This is a genomic window from Flavobacterium pygoscelis, from assembly GCF_023162025.1.
GTDB classification, from domain to species: domain Bacteria; phylum Bacteroidota; class Bacteroidia; order Flavobacteriales; family Flavobacteriaceae; genus Flavobacterium; species Flavobacterium pygoscelis.
This window is the reverse complement of sequence record NZ_JALNUB010000002.1, coordinates 364,906-385,005: the sequence shown is the minus strand read 5'-3', so window position 1 is coordinate 385,005 and position 20,100 is coordinate 364,906. Positions and strand designations below refer to the sequence as shown.

13 protein-coding genes are annotated in these 20,100 nt (G+C 31.8%); 6 read left to right on the top strand and 7 right to left on the bottom strand.

Translation table 11 applies throughout. The features are described from left to right. Positions 1–27: 27 nt before the first annotated feature. Together MW871_RS03855 and MW871_RS03850 are read right to left on the bottom strand one after the other, a co-directional pair. Positions 28–660 (bottom strand): NAD(P)H-dependent oxidoreductase, encoded by a 633-nt coding sequence (locus MW871_RS03855; protein ID WP_188051705.1) that lies wholly within the window; start codon positions 658–660, stop codon positions 28–30. A gap of 14 nt (positions 661–674) precedes the next feature. Next, positions 675–1,130: a MarR family winged helix-turn-helix transcriptional regulator gene (locus MW871_RS03850; RefSeq protein ID WP_188051706.1), complete on the bottom strand. Its 456-nt coding sequence runs from the start codon at positions 1,128–1,130 to the stop codon at positions 675–677. 340 nt (positions 1,131–1,470) lie between these two features. On the opposite strand from MW871_RS03850, the gene MW871_RS03845 reads away from it, so the two are divergent. Continuing rightward, the gene (locus MW871_RS03845) at positions 1,471–7,485 is read left to right on the top strand and encodes a PAS domain S-box protein (protein ID WP_248427618.1); all 6,015 of its coding nucleotides are present in this window, start codon (positions 1,471–1,473) and stop codon (positions 7,483–7,485) included. Positions 7,486–7,639: 154 nt separating this feature from the next. Here MW871_RS03845 and MW871_RS03840 read toward each other — a convergent pair whose 3' ends face one another. Beyond that, positions 7,640–8,848 (bottom strand): aminotransferase class I/II-fold pyridoxal phosphate-dependent enzyme, encoded by a 1,209-nt coding sequence (locus tag MW871_RS03840; RefSeq protein ID WP_248427617.1) that lies wholly within the window; start codon positions 8,846–8,848, stop codon positions 7,640–7,642. Positions 8,849–9,111: 263 nt separating this feature from the next. Between MW871_RS03840 and MW871_RS03835 the strand changes: the two genes are divergently transcribed. Both MW871_RS03835 and lpdA read left to right on the top strand, forming a co-directional pair. Continuing rightward, entirely contained in the window at positions 9,112–9,570 is a 459-nt protein-coding gene (locus MW871_RS03835; RefSeq protein WP_210646200.1) for an Lrp/AsnC family transcriptional regulator, read from the top strand. Between the two features lie 225 nt (positions 9,571–9,795). Then, positions 9,796–11,199: a dihydrolipoyl dehydrogenase gene (lpdA, locus tag MW871_RS03830; RefSeq protein WP_248427616.1), complete on the top strand. Its 1,404-nt coding sequence runs from the start codon at positions 9,796–9,798 to the stop codon at positions 11,197–11,199. A 241-nt stretch (positions 11,200–11,440) separates the two neighbouring features. Here the strand turns inward: lpdA and fumC are convergent, their stop codons facing one another. Then, positions 11,441–12,838 carry a class II fumarate hydratase gene (gene fumC / locus MW871_RS03825; protein WP_248427615.1) on the bottom strand — a complete coding sequence of 466 codons (1,398 nt, stop codon included), beginning with the start codon at positions 12,836–12,838 and terminating at the stop codon, positions 11,441–11,443. A 245-nt stretch (positions 12,839–13,083) separates the two neighbouring features. Here fumC and MW871_RS03820 point away from each other — a divergent pair, with 245 nt between their 5' ends. Continuing rightward, positions 13,084–13,257, top strand: coding sequence for a hypothetical protein (locus MW871_RS03820; RefSeq protein ID WP_188050294.1), 174 nt, complete (start codon positions 13,084–13,086; stop codon positions 13,255–13,257). Positions 13,258–13,364: 107 nt separating this feature from the next. On the opposite strand, the gene MW871_RS03815 is transcribed toward MW871_RS03820, so the two are convergent. Together MW871_RS03815 and MW871_RS03810 are read right to left on the bottom strand one after the other, a co-directional pair. Further along, complete coding sequence (locus MW871_RS03815; RefSeq protein WP_188050295.1) at positions 13,365–15,815, bottom strand: TonB-dependent receptor; 2,451 nt, start codon at positions 15,813–15,815, stop codon at positions 13,365–13,367. Between the two features lie 99 nt (positions 15,816–15,914). Beyond that, positions 15,915–16,256, bottom strand: a complete 342-nt coding sequence (locus MW871_RS03810; protein ID WP_248427614.1) for an ArsC/Spx/MgsR family protein — start codon at positions 16,254–16,256, stop codon at positions 15,915–15,917. A gap of 98 nt (positions 16,257–16,354) precedes the next feature. Between MW871_RS03810 and MW871_RS03805 the strand changes: the two genes are divergently transcribed. Beyond that, positions 16,355–17,266: a CPBP family intramembrane glutamic endopeptidase gene (locus MW871_RS03805; RefSeq protein WP_248427613.1), complete on the top strand. Its 912-nt coding sequence runs from the start codon at positions 16,355–16,357 to the stop codon at positions 17,264–17,266. Between the two features lie 29 nt (positions 17,267–17,295). After that, on the top strand, positions 17,296–18,345 hold the full coding sequence (locus MW871_RS03800) for an AMP-binding protein (RefSeq protein ID WP_248427612.1): 1,050 nt from the start codon (positions 17,296–17,298) through the stop codon (positions 18,343–18,345). A 68-nt stretch (positions 18,346–18,413) separates the two neighbouring features. Here the strand turns inward: MW871_RS03800 and MW871_RS03795 are convergent, their stop codons facing one another. Then, entirely contained in the window at positions 18,414–20,042 is a 1,629-nt protein-coding gene (locus tag MW871_RS03795) for an acyl-CoA carboxylase subunit beta (protein ID WP_188050299.1), read from the bottom strand. Positions 20,043–20,100: the final 58 nt, after the last annotated feature.

Sequence of the window (20,100 nt, the reverse complement as noted above, 5' to 3'; positions counted from 1 at the left end):
TTGTAAATTTAATTTAAGGTTTAATAATTATAGAGTAATAAATAATTCTTCGTTTGATTTTCTAACTTTTTTGAAATGTTGCGTAGCATCTTCCTCATGTCTGTAGCCAAGAGTTGCTATTAATGTGGCGTTCAGTCCTAATTTATCAAGTCCTAATGCTTGGTTAACTTGAGCTGGAACAAAACCTTCCATTGGAGTAACATCAATTTTTAAGTCAGCCGCCGCATTCAAAAGATTTCCTAAAGCCAAATAGGTTTGTTTGGCAGACCAGTTGTTTTTTTCATCTTCTGATAGTGCTGTGATCGTCTTTTTCATAAAATCAATGTAGCCTTTCATACTTTCAAGAGTAACATTTCTTGTTTCACTAACATTTTTAAAATAACTGTCAATTCCAGTTACTCCAAAATTTAACTCATTAGCAAAAATAATGATATGCGAAGCATCTACTATTTGTGATTGTCCCCAAGCCGCTGGTTGCAATTGGGCTCTTAATTCTGGATTTTCGACAATAATAATTTTATATGGTTGTAATCCGTAAGAAGAAGAACTTAAACGTATAGCTTCTTTTAGGATAGCAATTTCTTCATTTGTTATTTTTTTGGAGCTATCGAATTTTTTTGTAGCGTATCTCCAATTTTGATTTTCTATAAAGGTATTCATGTTGTTTTTATACGTTATTGGTTTCTAAATTTCTCTAATAAATAGTTTAATTGAATAATTTCGTCTGAACTTAAGTTATTAGAAAAAAACTGCTCGTGCTGTATTACTTTAGGATCAAGATCTTTAAGTATATCTAATCCTTTTTGGGTAATTAGAACTTCTATTTTACGTCTGTTTTCTGGGCAAACTTTTCGGGTAACGAAATCTTTTAATAATAACTTGTCAACTAATCGGGTGGTATTACTCGTTTTAGCCAGCATTCGTTCTTGTATCATCGACATATTTGCAGGATTTCCTTTTTGACCTCTTAATATTCGAAGTACATTATATTGTTCTCCGGAGATATCATAAGATTTAAGTATTTCATTAAATTTATCGGTAATCATACTCTGCGTGTACAAAATATTTAGGATGATTTTTTTAGAATTATCCATCGGTACTGTTGACTTTAAAACCTCTTCAATTTTCATATTTTATCTATATGTAATTTGTTGGTACAAATGTAACACTTTTTTTATTTGTATATACAAACGTTATTAATTTTTTTTATTAATTTTTTAATTATGCTGTTGAGCAATAACTGTTGTCTATAAAATTGTAGCTTACTATATAATTTAAAAGCTAAAGTTTCAAATTATATTAATTAACAAAAGAGGTTTTCTACTTCATTTTTTGAGACTCAATTTTATTGCAATACTATTGAAGTACTATTTCAGGTTTAAGTATTTAGTGTTAAAAAATATTTAAGTTTTTCGTTTTTTATTTACAATAATATTTTGTTATATTTAACTTTTAATCAAATTCATAAGCATGAATAATGACGAGCCTACCTACAATGATTTACTTGATCTGATAAGAAATAAGGATCTAGAAATAAATAGGCTATTAAAAAAGGAGCAATCTTTCTTAAACTTTGATTTTTACCAAAAAGGATCTCAAGATTTAGTTTGCATCGCTGGCTTTGATGGGTTTATTAAAGAGACCAATCTCGCTTTTCTAAAAACCTTAGGTTATAGCTTAGAGGAAATACTATCCAATCCTCTTCAGAACTTTATTCATCCTGATGATCGCTATAAGACAAATGAAGAATTGGTGTTATTATCAAAGTTTCAATCTTCGATTTACTTTGAAAATCGCTATATAAAAAAGAATGGAGATATTGTTACGATAGAATGGACAATCACTTTGTCTCCCACACAGGAATTTGTTTATGGAATAGGTAAAGATATTTCGGAAATTAAAAAGAGTCAACTGCACCTACTTTCAAATCAAAAATTACTTAGTGATGCTCAAAAAATTGCTAAAATAGGCAGTTGGGAACTAGACATGCAAGATCAAAAAATGATTTGGTCTCAAGAGTTATATGTACTCTATGAAATAGAAACATTCTCCGATCAAAACCTCTTTGAAGAATTTACAAGTATTTATTCAGAACAAAACAAAAAATATTTTTTTAATAAAATTGAGCAATCACTCATTAATAAACTACCATTTGAAGTAGAGAAAAAGGTCACTTTGTCAAATGGTAATAAAAAATGGTTTCGTTCAATCGTTACTCCATTAATTGATAAAGAAGGATTAGTTATAGCCTTACGAGGAAATACACAAGATATTACAGAGAAAAAAAGCGCTCAAAAAGCGATTAAAAGTCAGGAAAAGGCTTTAACCGACTTTAAACTGAAATTATTTGAGCAAGAAAGCAATGCAAAGTTTAAGAATTACATTGCTAATGCTCCTGATGGAGTTTTTGTAATCGACAATGAAAGAAATTATTTAGAAGTCAATGAAGCTGCCATTCAATTGACGGGTTATTCTAAAGAAGAACTGTTGAAAATGAAATTTGGGGAACTTTCTTTTAGTAATGATCTTGATCATTCAATTGCTAAATTCCAGTTGTTAAAGAATACAGGAATGATGAAAGGCGAAGAAAGAATTCGTCGTAAAAATGGGGAACAAATATGGTGTTTTCTTGATGTTGTAAAACTTTCTGAAACATTATATCTGGGTTTTTTTAAAAATATTACAGAAAAGAAAAATACAGAGAAAAAGATTGAGCAAAATGAAAAAAGATTTCGTGCTCTAGTAGAATATAATGATGGGATTATTGCCATATTAGATAAAGATCTCAATACTATTTTTAGAAGTTCTTCGTCAGAGCGAATTACAGGATATTCAGATGGCGAATTTAAAATAATCAAAAATTCAGACTACTTTCATCCAGATTACTTAGATTATGTCAAAAAAAATATAGAGAAATCTCTTGAAAATCCCGGAATACCAATACCAATACTTGTTCAAATTAAACATAAAAATGGACATTATATTTGGTTACAAGGAGTTTTGAATAATAGAATTTTAGATCCTAATGTTGGTGGCATCATTTTGAATTTAAAAGAGGTAACAGAAGCTAAAATTGCTCATGACACTATTGTAAGTGAAAAAGAAAAATTTGATAAAATTGCTGCAACTTCACCGGGTTTAATATATTCGATGCGACAAACCGCAGATGGAGCTTTACATTATTCTTATGCTAGTAATGCAATACAAGATATATATGGTTTTTCGTTTGAAGAAATTAAAAATGATGCCAATAAAATATTTAAACTCATACATCCACTTGATTATGAAAAAGTAGTTTCAAGTATAAAAGAAACTAAATTAAAATTAGTTCCATTAAAATGTGAATACCGTTATTTTCATCCACAAAAAGGTTTAGTCTGGCACGATGTCAATTCTTTGCCTGTTGTTGAGCCAGAAGGTACCGTAATTTGTCACGGTATTGTCACAGATATAACTCAGAGAATTTCTACAAAGCAAAAAATAATCAAGGCCAATAGACTTTATTCCTTTATAAGTCAGATGAATCAAATGATTGTTAGAACAGTAGATCAAGAAACGCTATTTAGAGAAGCCTGTAAGATTGCTGTAGCATTAGGCAAGTTTAAAATGGTTTGGATTGGACTTTTAGATGAAACAAATCATCAAATCGTTCCTATAAGAATGGAAGGAATTGATAATGATTATTTTTCTAAAATAAAAACAATCTCTATAGAAGATGGACCTTTAGGGAGAGGACCTGCAGGTCGTTCTATCAGAGAAAATCAATATATTGTATGTAATGATATTGAAAACGATCCCATGATGTTGCCCTGGAAAGAACATGCATTATTGTGTGGTTATAATTCTTTAATGTCGGTACCAATAAAAAAGTTTGGTAAAACAATTGGAGCTTTTTCTTTTTATGCAGATGAGAAAAACTTTTTTGATGCAGAACAAATTCAACTTTTAGTAGGTGCTACCAGCGATGTTGCTTTTGCGTTAGAAATTTTTGAAAAAGAATTATTAAGAAAAAAAGCAGAAGAGGAAGTTTTAGAAAGCGAAAAAAGATACCACACGCTAACAGTAGTTTCTCAAGTTGGAATATTTAGAACTGATTTAGCCGGAGCTACAACTTATGTTAATCCTTACTGGTGTCAAGTTTCTGGCTTGTCCTATGAGGAAGCCATAGGAAAGGATTGGTTTAAGGCGGTTCATATAGAAGATAGAGCTTCATTGATTGAAGGATGGAAAAATGCTTCCAGTAATCAAGAATTATCTTTATCAGAATTTCGTTTTGTTCGTCCCGACGGATCCATTGCTTGGGTTATTGGTAAAGCCATGCCAGAACGAAATCTTAAAAATAAAATCATAGGATATATAGGTACCGTGACTGATATTACGGAGCGTAAGCTTGCCGAAGATGCTATTTTAGAAGAAAAACAGCTCTCGGAAATGATAATTAATAATCTTCCAGGCATTTTTTATCTCTATGATGAAAAAGGAATTATTAGTAGATGGAACAAAAATTTCGAAACAGTTTCAGGATACAACACGGAGGAAATTGCTAAGATGAAACCAGTTGATTTTTATGATATAGACTTTAAGGATAAAATACAAAGTAGAATAAAATCACTGTTTGAGAAAAATTCACCTGGAATAGAAATTGAACTTTTTACCAAAGATAAAAGTAAGATTCCATTTTATATTAATTCCCATTGTCTAGAATACAAAGGGAAAAAGAGAATTTTAGGAATGGGATTAGACCTTTCTGATATTAAAAAGGCAGAACAAAAAATAAAAATTGCTAACGAAAGATATGAAATGATATCGGCCGCTACAAACGATGCCGTTTTTGAAGTTGACTTGATAACGGGTGAAAGTTGGAATAACAAAAGATTTGTAGAACTTTTGGGTTTCGGTAGTACCAACCGTACAGGTGTTAATAACAGTATAATTTGGCGTTCAAGAGTGCATCCCGATGATCGAGAAAGAGTAACCAAAAAAATGGATGATTCCTATGCAAGCGACGTAAGTTTATGGTCTGATGAATTTCGTTTTCAAAAAGCAGATGGCACTTATGGAATTTTTTATGACAGAGGAATTATATCCAGAGATGAGGAAGGTAGAGCAATTAGGCTAAATGGAGCCATGATTGAAGTCACAGAATTAAAAAATATTAAAGAGCAACTTATTAGTAGTGAAGATAAATATCGAAGTTTGGTCGAGCAAGCCTCAGATGCTATTTTTATTAATGATATTTCGGGTGATTTATTAGAAGTAAATGATAGTGCATGCCAAATGTTGGGATATACCAATCAGGAACTTTGCTGTAAAAATATAAAAGAATTATACACTAATAAAGAACTTAAAGCGAGACCCATACTATTTGAGGAATTATTAAATGGAAAAAGAACTTTACTAGAACGCACTATGCTGCGTAAAGATGGAACTCTAATTGATGTAGAAATTACAGCCAAAATGATTGCTGATGGCCGAATAGTAGCTATTGTTCGTAATATTACCGAACGCAAAAAAATAAATGATGACTTCAAGAAAATGAATAAAAAAATGGAAGCCATTCTTGGTGCTATTCCTGATTTATTGTTTGAAGTAGATTTGAATGGTGAAATTTACAATTATCATTCCCGTCGTAATGATTTATTAGCAATGCCAGCACAATTTTTCTTGGGAAAGAAATTTAAAGATATACTTCCTTTAGATGCAGCTAATATATGTTTATCGGCTATTAACGAAGCTTATGAAAAAGGCTTTTCAGCAGGAAAACAATATACACTACAACTTAAAAGTGGTCTGCATTGGTTTGAACTTTCTGTCGCTCCAATGAAAGAAAATTTTAATGATGAAACCCATTTTATATGTTTATGTCGTGATATAACAACGGCCAAAGAATCAGATTCTGCACTTTTTAAAAGTGAAGAGCGTTACAGAGGTTTACTTAATAATCTCGATGCCGGTATTGTGGTTCATGCAGCTGATACTTCTGTTGTGGTTGCCAATAAAAAAGCAGCAGAATTATTAGGATTAAGGGATGATCAAATCATAGGTATTTCAGCTTTTGATTCTACTTGGAAATTTCTAAATGAAGATAAAACGGTTATGGAGTTAGATAATTTCCCTGTAAGCCAAATTATTAGAAATAAAGAACCTCTAAAAAATTTCACATTAGGAGTTACTCGTTCCAATACTCAAGATCTAATTTGGTTGTTAGTCAACGGATATCCTGATGTAGATCATTACGGAAACATCATCGAAATTGTAGTTAGTTTTTTAGATATTACCGAACAAAAAGTGTTGGAAATGGAGTTGCTTAATGCTAAAGAATTAGCAGAATCTGCCAATAAAGCGAAGAGTGATTTCTTAGCCAACATGAGTCATGAAATTAGAACTCCATTAAATGGTATTATTGGTTTTACCCATTTATTGGTTAAATCTGATCTCAAGAAAAATCAGGCAGAATATATGAATACTGTCAATGAATCTGCTATATCGCTAATGGAAATTGTCAATGATGTTTTGGATTTTTCTAAAATTGAGTCTGGGAAATTAGAACTTAATATAGAAAAAGTAAATCTCAATAAATTAGCCACTCAAATTATTAACTTATTTAAATTTCAAGCCAATCAGAAAAGAGTTGCTTTGATTTTAAGTATTGATAAAACTATTCCAAACTATATTCTAGCCGATTCCATTCGATTAAAACAAATATTAGTCAACTTATTGAGTAACGCAATTAAGTTTACCAGTTTTGGAGAAATTCATCTTGATATTAATGAAATTCCTTCGGATGAAAAAAAATACACTACTATTAAATTTTCTGTAAAAGATACTGGTGTCGGAATCAAAATGGCTAATAATGAGAAGATATTTCAATCTTTTGTTCAAGAGGATAACTCAACCAATCGTAAATTTGGTGGCACCGGATTAGGTTTGGCTATTTCAAATCAGCTAGCGGGTTTGATGGATAGTAAATTACAGTTAATTAGTAAATACGGAGATGGAAGTGATTTTTTCTTTATTGTTAAATTTAAAAAAGTAAAAAATAAAGACACCTCACAATTAGTGCCAAAACTAGTACCAATTATTAGTGATGAGCCTACAACAATTCTTGATGGTATCAAAGTATTGATAGTTGAGGATAATAAGATCAACATGCTTTTGGCAAAAACATTAGTAAAACGAATTATTTCTAACTGTACTATTTTTGAGGCCTACGATGGTAACGAAGCAGTTGAAATTTATAAAAAAGAGAAACCCGATGTTATTTTAATGGATATTCAGATGCCTAATAAAAATGGATATGAAGCAACACAAGAAATTAGAGAATTAAAAGATTCTGAAAATATTCCAATCATTGCAATTACGGCAGGAATTTTAGTTGGAGATAAAGAAAAGTGTCTTGTTGCGGGAATGAATGATTATTTACCCAAACCAATCATCAAATTAGATTTAGAAAAAGTTTTATGCAAATGGCTAAAAAAATCATGATTTCTCCTGTAAAACGATTGAATTAATCTAGAAAATAATTATTCAAAATGAATATCTTTTAGTACCCAATTCCAACGAAAATTTTTAATGATTTTATCAAAAGAAAAAGCCTGTACTATAATACAGGCTTTACTTTTATACAAGAATTTCAAGTTTATGAAGCTAGAATGTTTAATTCAATCATACAAGCTTTCATCATCTGATACGTTCTTTCGATATCATTATCTAAACCTATAGAAAAACGAATTAAACCATCTGTCAATCCCATTTCTATTTGTTCTTCCATTGGAATTTCGCTCGATGTTGAGGTTCCTGGAGCACTAAATAAAGTTTTATAAAATCCTAAACTCACAGCTAAATACCCCAAGTTTTTAGACTGCATTAATTCCATTAAAGCATTGGCTTTTGCCAAAGTGCCTACATCTAGTGTCATCATTCCTCCAAAACCATATTCTGGATTAATCATCGTTTTGTAGATTTTATGACTCGGATGACTTTCTAAACCTGGATAAACAGTTATTAATCCGTCTTTTTCAAAACGTTCTGCAAGATACATGGCATTATGGCTGTGTTGTTTCATACGAATATGTAGCGTACGCAAATTTTTCATTACACTCGCGGAACGTATACTATCCATTGTTGGCCCAAGCAACATACTAGCACCACTATTTACATTTTTTAAACTATTAATAAATTCAGTAGAGGCACACGTTACTCCGCCTACCGTATCACTACTTCCGTTAATGTATTTTGTTAAGCTATGAATCACAATATCAGCGCCTAATTTTGCTGGAGAAACGGATAGTGGTGAAAAAGTATTATCAACCACAAGCGTTAAATTATGACGTTTTGCAATTTTAGATAAACCTTCAATATCCGCTACTTCAAGCAAGGGATTACTCACAGTTTCACAATACAAAACTTTAGTATTTGAAGTGATCGCATTCTCTACAACGTCAAGTTTTGTAATATCTACAAATGCCGTTGTAATGCCTAATCTTGGAGCAAAATTTTTCAAAAACGCATACGTTCCACCATAAATAGTTCTACTAGAAACAATATGATCACCCGTTCCACATAATTGTAATAGAGTAGGAGTAATAGCTCCCATTCCTGATGCCGATACATTAGCCGATTGAGTTCCTTCCATCGCTGCCAAAGCTTTGTCTAAATACAAATTACTAGGCGAAGAATGGCGAGAATATAAGTAGCATCCTTCCATATTTCCCTCAAAAGTGTCGAACATGGTTTTCGCCGAAAGGAAAGTGTAAGTAGAGGAATCAGAAATCGATGGATTTACACCACCAAATTCTCCAAAGTATTGTAAATCTTGAATGTTGTCTGCGGGGTTAAAGTTTTTCATATCTATTTTTTTAGGAGCTATTTCCTGCTATTCGCTGTATCTTTTAGTCGCTATCGCTCCTAAAAGGATGCCGCTACTATCAGGGCTAGGTTTTTAGTTGTTAATAAGTGCATTCAAAATAACATGATTTCAGTTTATTAATCAATGCTATAGTTTTATATTAGATTTTAAAACTATCAAATGATATAATTGTAAATTAATTATCTAAATTAGCTTTCAAAATAAGATTATTATAGATTTTATTTCAATTCAAATTCTAAAAAATGACATTAGACGCAACCGATAAAAAATTACTCTTCCTATTGCAATCAGATTGTAAGAAAACAACCAAAGAGCTTTCTCTTAAATTAAATCTCTCCGTAACTGCAGTTTATGAACGCATCAAAAAACTAGAAAGAGAAGGGATTATCGACAAATATGTGGTGCTTGTTAATCGTTCTAAAGTCGAAAAAGGGTTTGTTGTTTTTTGTCATCTAAAACTAATACAGCATACAAAAGAATTTATTTCAAAGTTTGAAAGTGAAGTAATACAACTCAAGGAAGTTTTAGAATGCCATCATGTAAGTGGTGATTATGATTATATTCTGAAAATTGTTGTCAAAGATATGGAGGCGTATCGAGAATTCTTAGTCACAAAACTCACTACTTTAGAACACATAGGAAGTACACACAGTACCTTTATGATTAATGAAGTTAAAAACACGACAATAGTTGCTCTTTAAAGCATATTAAAGAATAGTCATTTTTTTTACCGCTTAATATTTTTTTGATTTTAGTACATTTTGGAATTCTTATTAACGATAATTCAATTTGTATTGTATTGTGTTATAACCATTTGTTAATGAATGCATTTTCTTAGCAAAAAACCTTGCTAATTAAACTTTAAACAAAACTTAATTCCTTAATTTTGTGCAACATTTTATAAAAACACACTAAAATAAATTACTATGAGTTCATTTGACGTAGTCATTATAGGTTCAGGACCTGGAGGATATGTATCAGCAATTCGTTGTGCGCAACTGGGTTTTAAAACAGCAATTATCGAGAAATATTCTACTTTAGGTGGAACTTGTCTAAATGTAGGTTGTATTCCTTCTAAAGCTTTGCTTGCTTCTTCGCATCATTATAGTGAAATTTCCCATTTTGCAGAGCACGGAATCGAAGTTTCTGGAGAAGTAAAAGTGAATTTAGAGAAAATGATTGCACGCAAACAAGCTGTTGTTGACCAAACTTCTGGTGGTGTGAAATTTTTGATGGATAAAAATAAAATTACAGTTCTTGAAGGTTTAGGTTCATTTGTAGATGCTACGCATGTTGCGGTTGCTAAAGCGGATGGAACTTCTGAAACTATCGAGGCTAAAAATATAATTATTGCTACTGGTTCTAAACCATCTTCTTTACCATTTATCAAAATTGATAAAGAAAGAATCATCACTTCTACAGAAGCGTTAAAACTGAAAGAAGTTCCTAAACACCTAGTTATTATTGGTGGTGGAGTTATTGGTATCGAGTTAGGTCAAGTATATTTACGTTTAGGAGCGCAAGTTTCTGTAGTAGAATATTTGGACAGAATCATTCCTGGAATGGATGCTTCATTGTCTAAAGAATTGACTAAAGTATTAAAAAAACAAGGAATGAAATTCTACGTTTCACACAAAGTGAAATCAGTAGAAAGAAATGGAGAAGGAGTTGTTGTTCAAGCAGAGAATGCTAAAGGAGAAACAATTACTTTAGAAGGAGATTATTCTTTAGTTTCTGTAGGTCGTCGTCCTTACACAGAAGGTTTGAATGCAGACAAAGCTGGAGTGAAAATTTCTGACAGAGGAATGGTTGAAGTAAACGATCATTTGCAAACTAATGTTCCTAATATCTATGCTATTGGTGATGTTGTTCGTGGAGCAATGTTGGCACACAAAGCGGAAGAAGAAGGAACTATGGTTGCTGAAATTTTAGCTGGTCAAAAACCACATATCGATTATAACTTAATTCCTGGTGTTGTTTACACTTGGCCAGAAGTGGCTGCAGTAGGACAAACAGAAGAGCAATTAAAAGCTGCTGGAGTAGATTATAAATCAGGAAGTTTCCCTTTCAAAGCTTTAGGTCGTGCGAGAGCAGGAGGAGATTTAGACGGATTCGTAAAAATTCTTGCTGATGCAAAAACAGATGAGGTTCTTGGCGTTCACATGATTGGTGCTCGTTGCGCTGATTTAATTGCTGAAGCAGTTACAGCAATGGAGTTTAAAGCATCTGCTGAAGATATTTCTAGAATGTCACATGCACATCCTACCTTTGCGGAAGCTATTAAAGAAGCTGCATTAGCGGCTACAGATAATAGAGCATTGCACGTTTAGAAAATTATTTATAAAATAGTAAATCCCAAATTCCAGAGTTTAAGATGGAATTTGGGATTTTTTTATTGTATTACTTAGCTTTCAGATAAATAATTAAAAACAGCTTTTACACAAATAAGTATCAAGTTTACAGTTCAAATTATTTGTAATTTTTTTTTTGTTTTCAATAAAATAGTAAATCCCAAATTCCAGAGTTTAAGATGGAATTTGGGATTTTTTTTATTTTAGATTTTAGTGAGGTTTATTTCAAACTTCCTACCATGTCTTCAGGTTTTACCCAAGCATCAAAATCTTCTGCGGTTACATATCCTAAACGAACGGCCTCATCTTTTAAAGTTGTGCCGTTTTTATGCGCTGTTTGTGCAATTTCAGCCGATTTGTAGTAACCAATTTTAGTATTCAAAGCTGTAACTAGCATTAATGAGTTATCAACTAATTCTTTGATGCGTTTGTAATTTGGTTCGATACCTTGAGCACAATGTTCATCAAAAGAAAGACAAGCGTCACCTAATAAACGAGCCGATTGCAAAAAGTTAGCTGCCATTAATGGTTTGAAAACATTTAATTCATATTGCCCTTGCATTCCACCTACAGTAATAGCAACGTCATTCCCCATCACTTGTGCGCAAACCATAGTTAATGCTTCACATTGTGTTGGATTTACTTTTCCTGGCATGATCGATGATCCCGGTTCGTTTTCTGGAATAATGATTTCTCCAATTCCTGAACGTGGTCCAGAAGCTAACATACGAACGTCATTAGCAATCTTATTTAAAGAAACTGCTAATTGTTTTAAAGCTCCGTGAGATTCTACAATAGCATCATGTGCTGCTAATGCTTCAAATTTATTTTCAGCAGTAACAAACGGATGTCCTGTAAATTCTGCAATATATTGAGCAACTTTTACATCATATCCTTCTGGTGTATTTAATCCAGTTCCTACTGCAGTTCCTCCTAAAGCTACTTCTGATAAGTGAGCCAATGTATTTTTAACTGCTTTTAAACCGTAGTTTAATTGCGCTACATATCCTGAAATTTCTTGTCCTAATGTTAGTGGGGTAGCATCCATTAAATGCGTACGTCCAATTTTAACCACATTTTTGAATTCAATTGCTTTAGCGTGCAATGTATCTCTTAGCTTTTCAACGCCTGGAATGGTGACTTCAACCACTGCTTTGTAAGCAGCAATGTGCATTCCTGTTGGAAAAGTATCATTAGAAGATTGTGATTTGTTTACATCGTCATTCGCTTTGATGAATTGTTCTCCTTCACCTATATTAAATCCTTTAAGTACTTGTGCACGATTTGCAACAACTTCATTTACGTTCATGTTACTTTGCGTACCAGAACCCGTTTGCCAAATTACCAATGGAAATTCATCATGAAGTTTTCCAGCTAATATTTCATCACAAACAGCAGCTATTGCATCTCTTTTTTCTGTAGGCAAAACTCCTAAATCGCAATTAGCGTAAGCCGCCGCTTTTTTTAGATAAGCAAAACCTTCAATAATTTCTTTAGGCATAGATGCCGATGGACCTATTTTAAAGTTATTACGAGAGCGTTCAGTTTGTGCGCCCCAATATTTTTCTGCAGGAACCTGCACTTCACCCATGGTGTCTTTTTCTATTCTAAATTTCATGTTGTTGGTATTTATAAATATGTAGTTTACTAGATTTTTAGCCCCGATGGAAACGGAAATCCTTTACTTTTTTTCTTAAAAAAGAAAAGATTGGAGAGCACAGCGGGAATAGCTCCAAATTCTGAGTTCAAAAATACGGATAATTCCTTTTTTATAAAAATTCATTAGTAGTTTTTATACTTTTTTATTGGTATGAAAAGGAATTAGACTTACATTTGTGGCTACATTCAAAAATTCCGGAAAACATGTTTGAATTTTCACAGTATTTAGGCTTTTTACTTTTCTTAACCGTTCTTACTATAGGATTCTGGTTAATGTTTTTTTTAGTTAGTTTCGTATCCTATTGGGTAGGTGGTGCAACTTGGGAAGCATACAAAGAGAAAAGAGATAAAAAGAAGCAAGAACAACAATCAGTTTAAAACTCTTTGTTAAATAAAAAAAGGACTCATTTTCATGGGCCCTTTTTTTTGTGCTTATTTGTTTTTATATTATAAAAAAAGGACCCCATTTTTGGAGTCCTTTTTTTTTATCCTTGAAAGTCACCTTCACTATCGTTTTGATTTTGTTTAGGTCTTTCTCTTTCATTTTTAGGCTTGTTAAAGCGGTATGTAAATGATAAAGTAAACTGTCTTTGTCTGTATTGCATTTCGCTGTATGAATTTACAACACCTGCTAAATAATTTTCAGTAATTCTTTTTCTAGAATTAAATACATCACTTACGTTAAATGCAAGAGTTCCTTTTTCCTTCAAGATGTCTTTGCTAAAGGCTAAGTTCGCTCCAAATACACCTAAACTTTTACCTTGAGCGCTTGTTTGTGGTGCGTTATAACTTGCATTTGTTTGCCAATCAATTTTGTAAGGCAAGGTTATTTTTGATGTTATTCTTGAAGACCAAGAAGTAGCAATATTTCCAAAGTCTTGAGTCACTAAGTTACTGTTAAAATCAGTATAGGAGAAATCTCCTTGTGTTTCTGTTCTGTAGAAATTGAAATTCCCATTTAATTTCCACCATTTATAAGGAGAATAATTCAAAGTAAATTCAAATCCTGTTCTGTATTCTGTTGCTATATTTATTGGTGAGCTAATTAATACTGGCGTTCCGTTAACGAAAGCACCTGATTCTCTTCGTGCAAATTGAAATGAATCTGAAGTTTTATTAACATACAAAGAAGTATTAAAGGTCAATTTGTCCCATCTTTTGATAAAACCTAAATCAATTGCATCAGAGAACGCAGGATTTAAATCAGGGTTTCCAACAAAAATGTTGATGTTACTAGATAAATTACTAAAGGGATTTAAAAAACGCCCTCTAGGTCTTTGTATTCTGCGACTATAGCTTACAGAAGCACTACTTTTGTCTGATATTTCATAAGTGAAAAAGGCACTTGGAAAAAAGTTGTTGTACTTTTTAGTATTATAATTATTGGTGCCTAATAAATTGATTTCAATATTTGAATCTTCAAAACGAAGTCCAAAAAGAGCAGAAAACTTATCAATTTTTAACCCATATTGTGTATAAAGAGCATTTACTTTCTCTTTATATTCTAATGAATTAGTAAAATTGTTGTTAATTACGCCATCATTTTCTACTTCGTAATCAGTAAGTAATTTTGAAAAATCACCACGATATCCTGCTTCAAATTGACTTCCTTTTCCAAAAGGTAAAACATAATCCATTTGAATTAAATTTCTACCTTGTGTTTGATTATTTATTGTATTGTCAAATTTAACAATATTTGTGTTGGTTGCTTTGTCAGTAATTATAGCATCGTTCAGATCATCACTTGTAGAAAACGAACCGTCAATTGTTAATTTATGGCCGTCTCTTTTGAATTTTTTAATAAAATTTGTTGTAAACTCTACGCTTTCACTATCGCTAATTTCTCCATTGATTCTATTGCGAGTGTAATCATAATTAAAACCGGAGTCGTAATAATTTTGAAGAACATCATCAACATTGTCCCCTTTACTTTTTCTATAATTTATAGCGTTTGTCCATGAAGTTGATTTATTTAAATATAATTCGATACCAAAATTACCATTATATCCTTTGTTATTTCTTTTATTGTCTCTGTTCTCGTAGATATAATTACGGGTAGTATTGTCTGGATTTAAATATTCTGAATTAGTGAATGAGTTTCCCGGACTGTTGCGATTGTTATATCCTTGAGTGGTAAAAAGGTTGAAATTTTTAGATTTATAATTTATATTTCCGCTCAAACCATAAGTTTCTGGATATCCGGTAGAAGCTATAAATGTTCCGTTTAAACCTTGGTTTTTTCCTTTTTTCAAGATGATATTTAATAAACCTCCACCACCTTCAGCATCATATCTTGCGGACGGATTTGTTATTACTTCAACTTTTTCGATAGCATCTGCTGGAATCAAACGCAATGCTTCGGCTATGTTAATCGCATTTGATGGTTTCCCGTCAATAAGTACTCTAACATTATCATTGCCACGAAGACTTACATTTCCTTCTACATCGACAGAAACAGATGGAATATTGTCTAAAACATCACTTACTGTTCCACCTTTTACCATAAGGTCACTTCCTACATTGTAAACTTTCTTGTCTAATTTAATTTCAACAGTTGTTTTTTCGGTACGAATAACAACCTCGTTTAATTGGTTTACATCTTCTTCTAAACTAATTAAACCTAAACTGCTAGTTGTATTTAAAGCCTTTTGTTTAATTTCTTTAATCTTGAAAGATATGAACTCAATTTTTATATCATAAATACCTGGTTTAATTTCGATATCAAATTCTCCTTTGGGATTGGTAATACCACCAGCAATTGCTTTGGGATTGTTTGCAGCAAAAAAAGTTATGGTTGCGTATTCAAGCGGTTGATTACTTGTTTTTTCAACTACTTTACCTGAAATTTTTATTTTTGCAACTGGAGATTCCTGAGCAAAACTGAAAATGGTTGTTAGAAAGAGAACAAGAATTAAAACAGATTTTATTTTTTTCATTTTTAAAAACATTGGTTATATAATATTAGACTATAAAAATTGATTTTGGTTTAAAACCAGAATTCATAAATATATGTTAATTAAAGTGTGCTCAGAATATTAAATAAAACCTTCTAGTTTTTCTAAATCTCTTGCTATTATTGCTTTATTATCTTTGATCACAATAGGTCTTTCAATCAAAATAGGGTGAGTTATCATGGCTGTAATTATTTCTTGATCACTCATTTTCTGGTCTTTAAATTGATCTATCCATATTTGTTCTTTTTTTCGAACTAAATCAATTGGATTGATATTTAGTTTTTCGATGATACTTGATAATTCGTCAAAGGATGGAGGGTTTATTAAGTAATTAATGATTTCAAAATCTTTTTTTGAATGTTGCAATTCTAGTAAACAATTTCTAGATTTTCCACAACGTGAATTATGGTATATTTGTATCATATTTATTATAATTAGTTTGTAAAAGTTGTCAATTTTATTTTTATCTCGCAAAAATAAGATTTGTTTAGCTGATTACACATTAAATTAAACAAAAATTTATGTTTATAGAACAAGGAGTTAAACCAGAAAATCACTTTTGGAAGTATATTTTGGGATCGTTGGCTATTATATTTGCTTCATTCGTTGGGCAAATTATATTTGTAGCAGCAATATTGTATGATTCGTTTTCAAGTAAAAAGCTGTATCCAACCACAAATGATGCAGTAATGAGTTACTTTGATTCCAATCTAACCTTGTTGTTAGTTTTGTTTTCTTTTGTTTTTACAATGATAGCAGTTTATGGTGTTGTGCGTTTGATACACAAACAAACTATTCTTTCCGTTACAACTTCTAGAAATAAAGTAGATTGGAAACGTATTATATTTTCCTTTTCTCTATGGTCTGCTTTTACTATTATTACTACTTTGTTGTCTTATTTTTACGATCCTACTAACTTTATATTTAATTTTAAACCCATTCCATTTGCAATTTTAGCAGTAATAGCCATACTTCTTGTTCCGATACAAACAAGTTGTGAGGAATATATTTTTAGAGGTTATTTAATGCAAGGTTTTGCCAATTTGGCTAAAAACAAGTGGTTTCCGCTGTTATTAACGTCTTTGATTTTTGGAAGTTTGCATTATTTTAATCCTGAAGTAGCTAAAGTTGGTCCAATAATCATGGTCTATTATATAGGAACCGGATTTTTTCTTGGAATAATTACATTAATGGATGAAGGTATGGAGCTTGCTTTAGGATTTCATGCTGCTAATAATTTGATTGGTGCATTGCTCGTAACTGCAGATTGGACTGCTTTACAGACACATTCAATTTTTAAAGATATTTCTGAACCATCGGCAGGATATGAGGTTTTTTTTCCTGTTTTAGTTATTTTCCCTTTACTTTTATTTATTTTTAGTAAAAAATACAATTGGAACAATTGGAAAGAAAAATTAACTGGAAAAATTTAACCTTTTCGATAATTAAATAATAAATGAATATGAACCATAAAGTTACCTATAAAAATGTCCATAATTTATTTAAACTTAATGGGTATCATCTCAATAAAAATGATTTATGTCGAGTAGCCTATAGTTTTATTAAAGAGGGAGAGAGTTATGAAAAAGAGATGGGCGACTTTATACTCGATTGGTTTGATCAGAAATCATTTATTGAACTAACTACCTCCGGCACTACTGGCGCTCCTAAGAAAATCAGAATCGAAAAAAAAGCAATGGTTAATTCTGCGCTTGCAACGGGTGATTTTTTTGACTTGAAACCAGGTGACACCGCTTTGCATTGTTTACCGATGAAATATATTGCGGGTAAAATGATGTTTGTAAGAGGATTAATTTTAGGATTAGCAATTGATTTTGTAGCACCCACTTCACATCCTTTAATTCGGGAAAATGCGAGTTATGATTTTGTTGCTATGGTGCCTTTGCAAATTCAAAATTGTTTATCTGAATTCGTTAACGTCAAAAAGATAATTATTGGAGGAGCTAAACTCAATAGTGAATTGAGAAAAGAGCTACTAAAAATAAAGTCTAAGGTTTACGAGACTTATGGAATGACAGAAACGATTACTCATATTGCTGCAAAGAAAATAAATGAAGAGGTTTTTTCGCTTTTACCTAATGTTGCAATAAGTCAAGATAATCGAAATTGTTTGGTAATTAGTGCTCCCAATCTTACGTCTGAAATTTTAGTTACGAATGATTTAGTAACTATAGTCAATGAGAATCAATTTATCTTTCTAGGAAGAATTGACAATGTGATTAATAGTGGAGGAATTAAATTAATACCAGAAAAAATTGAAGACAAGTTGGCTCAAAAAATTGCCTCCCGATTTTTTGTAATAGGTGTTGCGGATGCCAATTTAGGAGAGAAATTAGTACTTATTATAGAAGGGGATGAGTATCCTTTAGAGGAAACTATTTTTGATGATTTGGATAAATATGAAAAACCAAAGGCTGTTTTTTTTACTAAAAAATTTATTGAAACAGAAAATGGAAAAATAAAAAGAAAAGAGATTTTAAAAAATATTTAGTTTTTAATCATAAAAAAAGCATCTGATGAAAACAGATGCTTTTTTTATATGTAATTGATTAATTTTAATTAAACTTGAATTACTCCTAAGTTAAATTTTTTCTCAATAGGAGAATGATTCGCAGCTTCGATACCCATAGAGATCCATGTTCTAGTATCAATAGGATCTATAATAGCATCTGTCCATAATCTAGAAGCAGCATAATATGGAGAAACTTGTTCGTCATATCTCGCTTTTATTTTATCAAATAATGCTTTCTCTTTTGCCTCATCTACAATCTCACCTTTCGCTTTAAGCGAAGAAGCTTCAATTTGTGCTAATACTTTTGCTGCTTGTGTACCACCCATTACCGCTAATTCTGCACTTGGCCAAGCAAATATTAATCTAGGATCATAAGCTTTACCACACATTGCATAATTTCCTGCACCGTATGAATTTCCAACAATAACTGTAAATTTTGGTACCACAGAATTAGAAACAGCATTTACCATTTTTGCTCCATCTTTTATGATTCCTCCGTGCTCAGATTTTGAACCAACCATAAATCCCGTAACATCTTGTACGAAAACTAAAGGAATTTTCTTTTGATTGCAATTCGCAATAAAACGAGTCGCTTTGTCTGCACTATCAGAATAAATTACACCTCCAAATTGCATTTCACCGTTCTTGGTTTTGACTACTTTTCGTTGGTTAGCAACAATTCCAACTGCCCAACCATCAATTCTCGCATAACCCGTAATAATGGTTTGTCCATAACCGTCTTTATACGCTTCAAACTCTGAATTATCAACTAAACGATTGATGATTTCCATCATGTCATATTGTTCATTACGTGCTTTAGGCAAAACTCCGTAAATCTCTTTTTCATCCAATGCTGGTTTTTCTGCTTTTATTCTGCTAAAACCGGCTTTATCAAAGTCACCTATTTTGTCTATAATATTTTTTATTCTGTCTAAAGCGTCTTTATCATCTTTCGCTTTATAATCTGTGACTCCAGAAATTTCACAATGTGTGGTTGCTCCACCTAATGTTTCATTATCAATACTTTCTCCAATAGCGGCTTTAACCAAGTAACTACCAGCCAAAAAGATACTTCCTGTTTTGTCAACAATCATGGCTTCGTCACTCATAATTGGTAAGTAAGCACCACCAGCAACACAACTTCCCATAACAGCAGCAATTTGGGTAATACCCATACTACTCATTTGAGCATTATTTCTAAATATTCTTCCAAAGTGTTCTTTGTCAGGAAAAATTTCGTCTTGAAGCGGAAGATATACTCCAGCACTATCAACCAAATAAATAATTGGAAGACGATTCTCCATAGCAATTTCCTGTGCGCGTAAATTTTTCTTAGCCGTTATAGGAAACCATGCACCCGCTTTTACGGTAGCATCATTGGCTACTACTATACATTGTTTGCCTCTAATGTATCCCATTTTTACCACTACGCCACCAGAAGGACAGCCACCGTGATCCGCGTACATTCCTTCGCCAACAAAAGCGCCAATTTCAATGCTTTTTGCTTTTGGATCTAATAAATAATCGATGCGTTCTCTTGCTGTCATTTTACCTTCAGCATGTAATTTTTGAATGCGTTTTTCGCCACCACCTAATTTAACCACTGTTAATTTTTGGCGTAATGTGGAAAGTAAAAGTTTATTGTGATCTTCGTTTTTGTTGAAGTTTAAATCCATGATGAAATATTATTAAAAAAATTTGCGCTAAAATACAAAATCAAATGGAATCAATTTT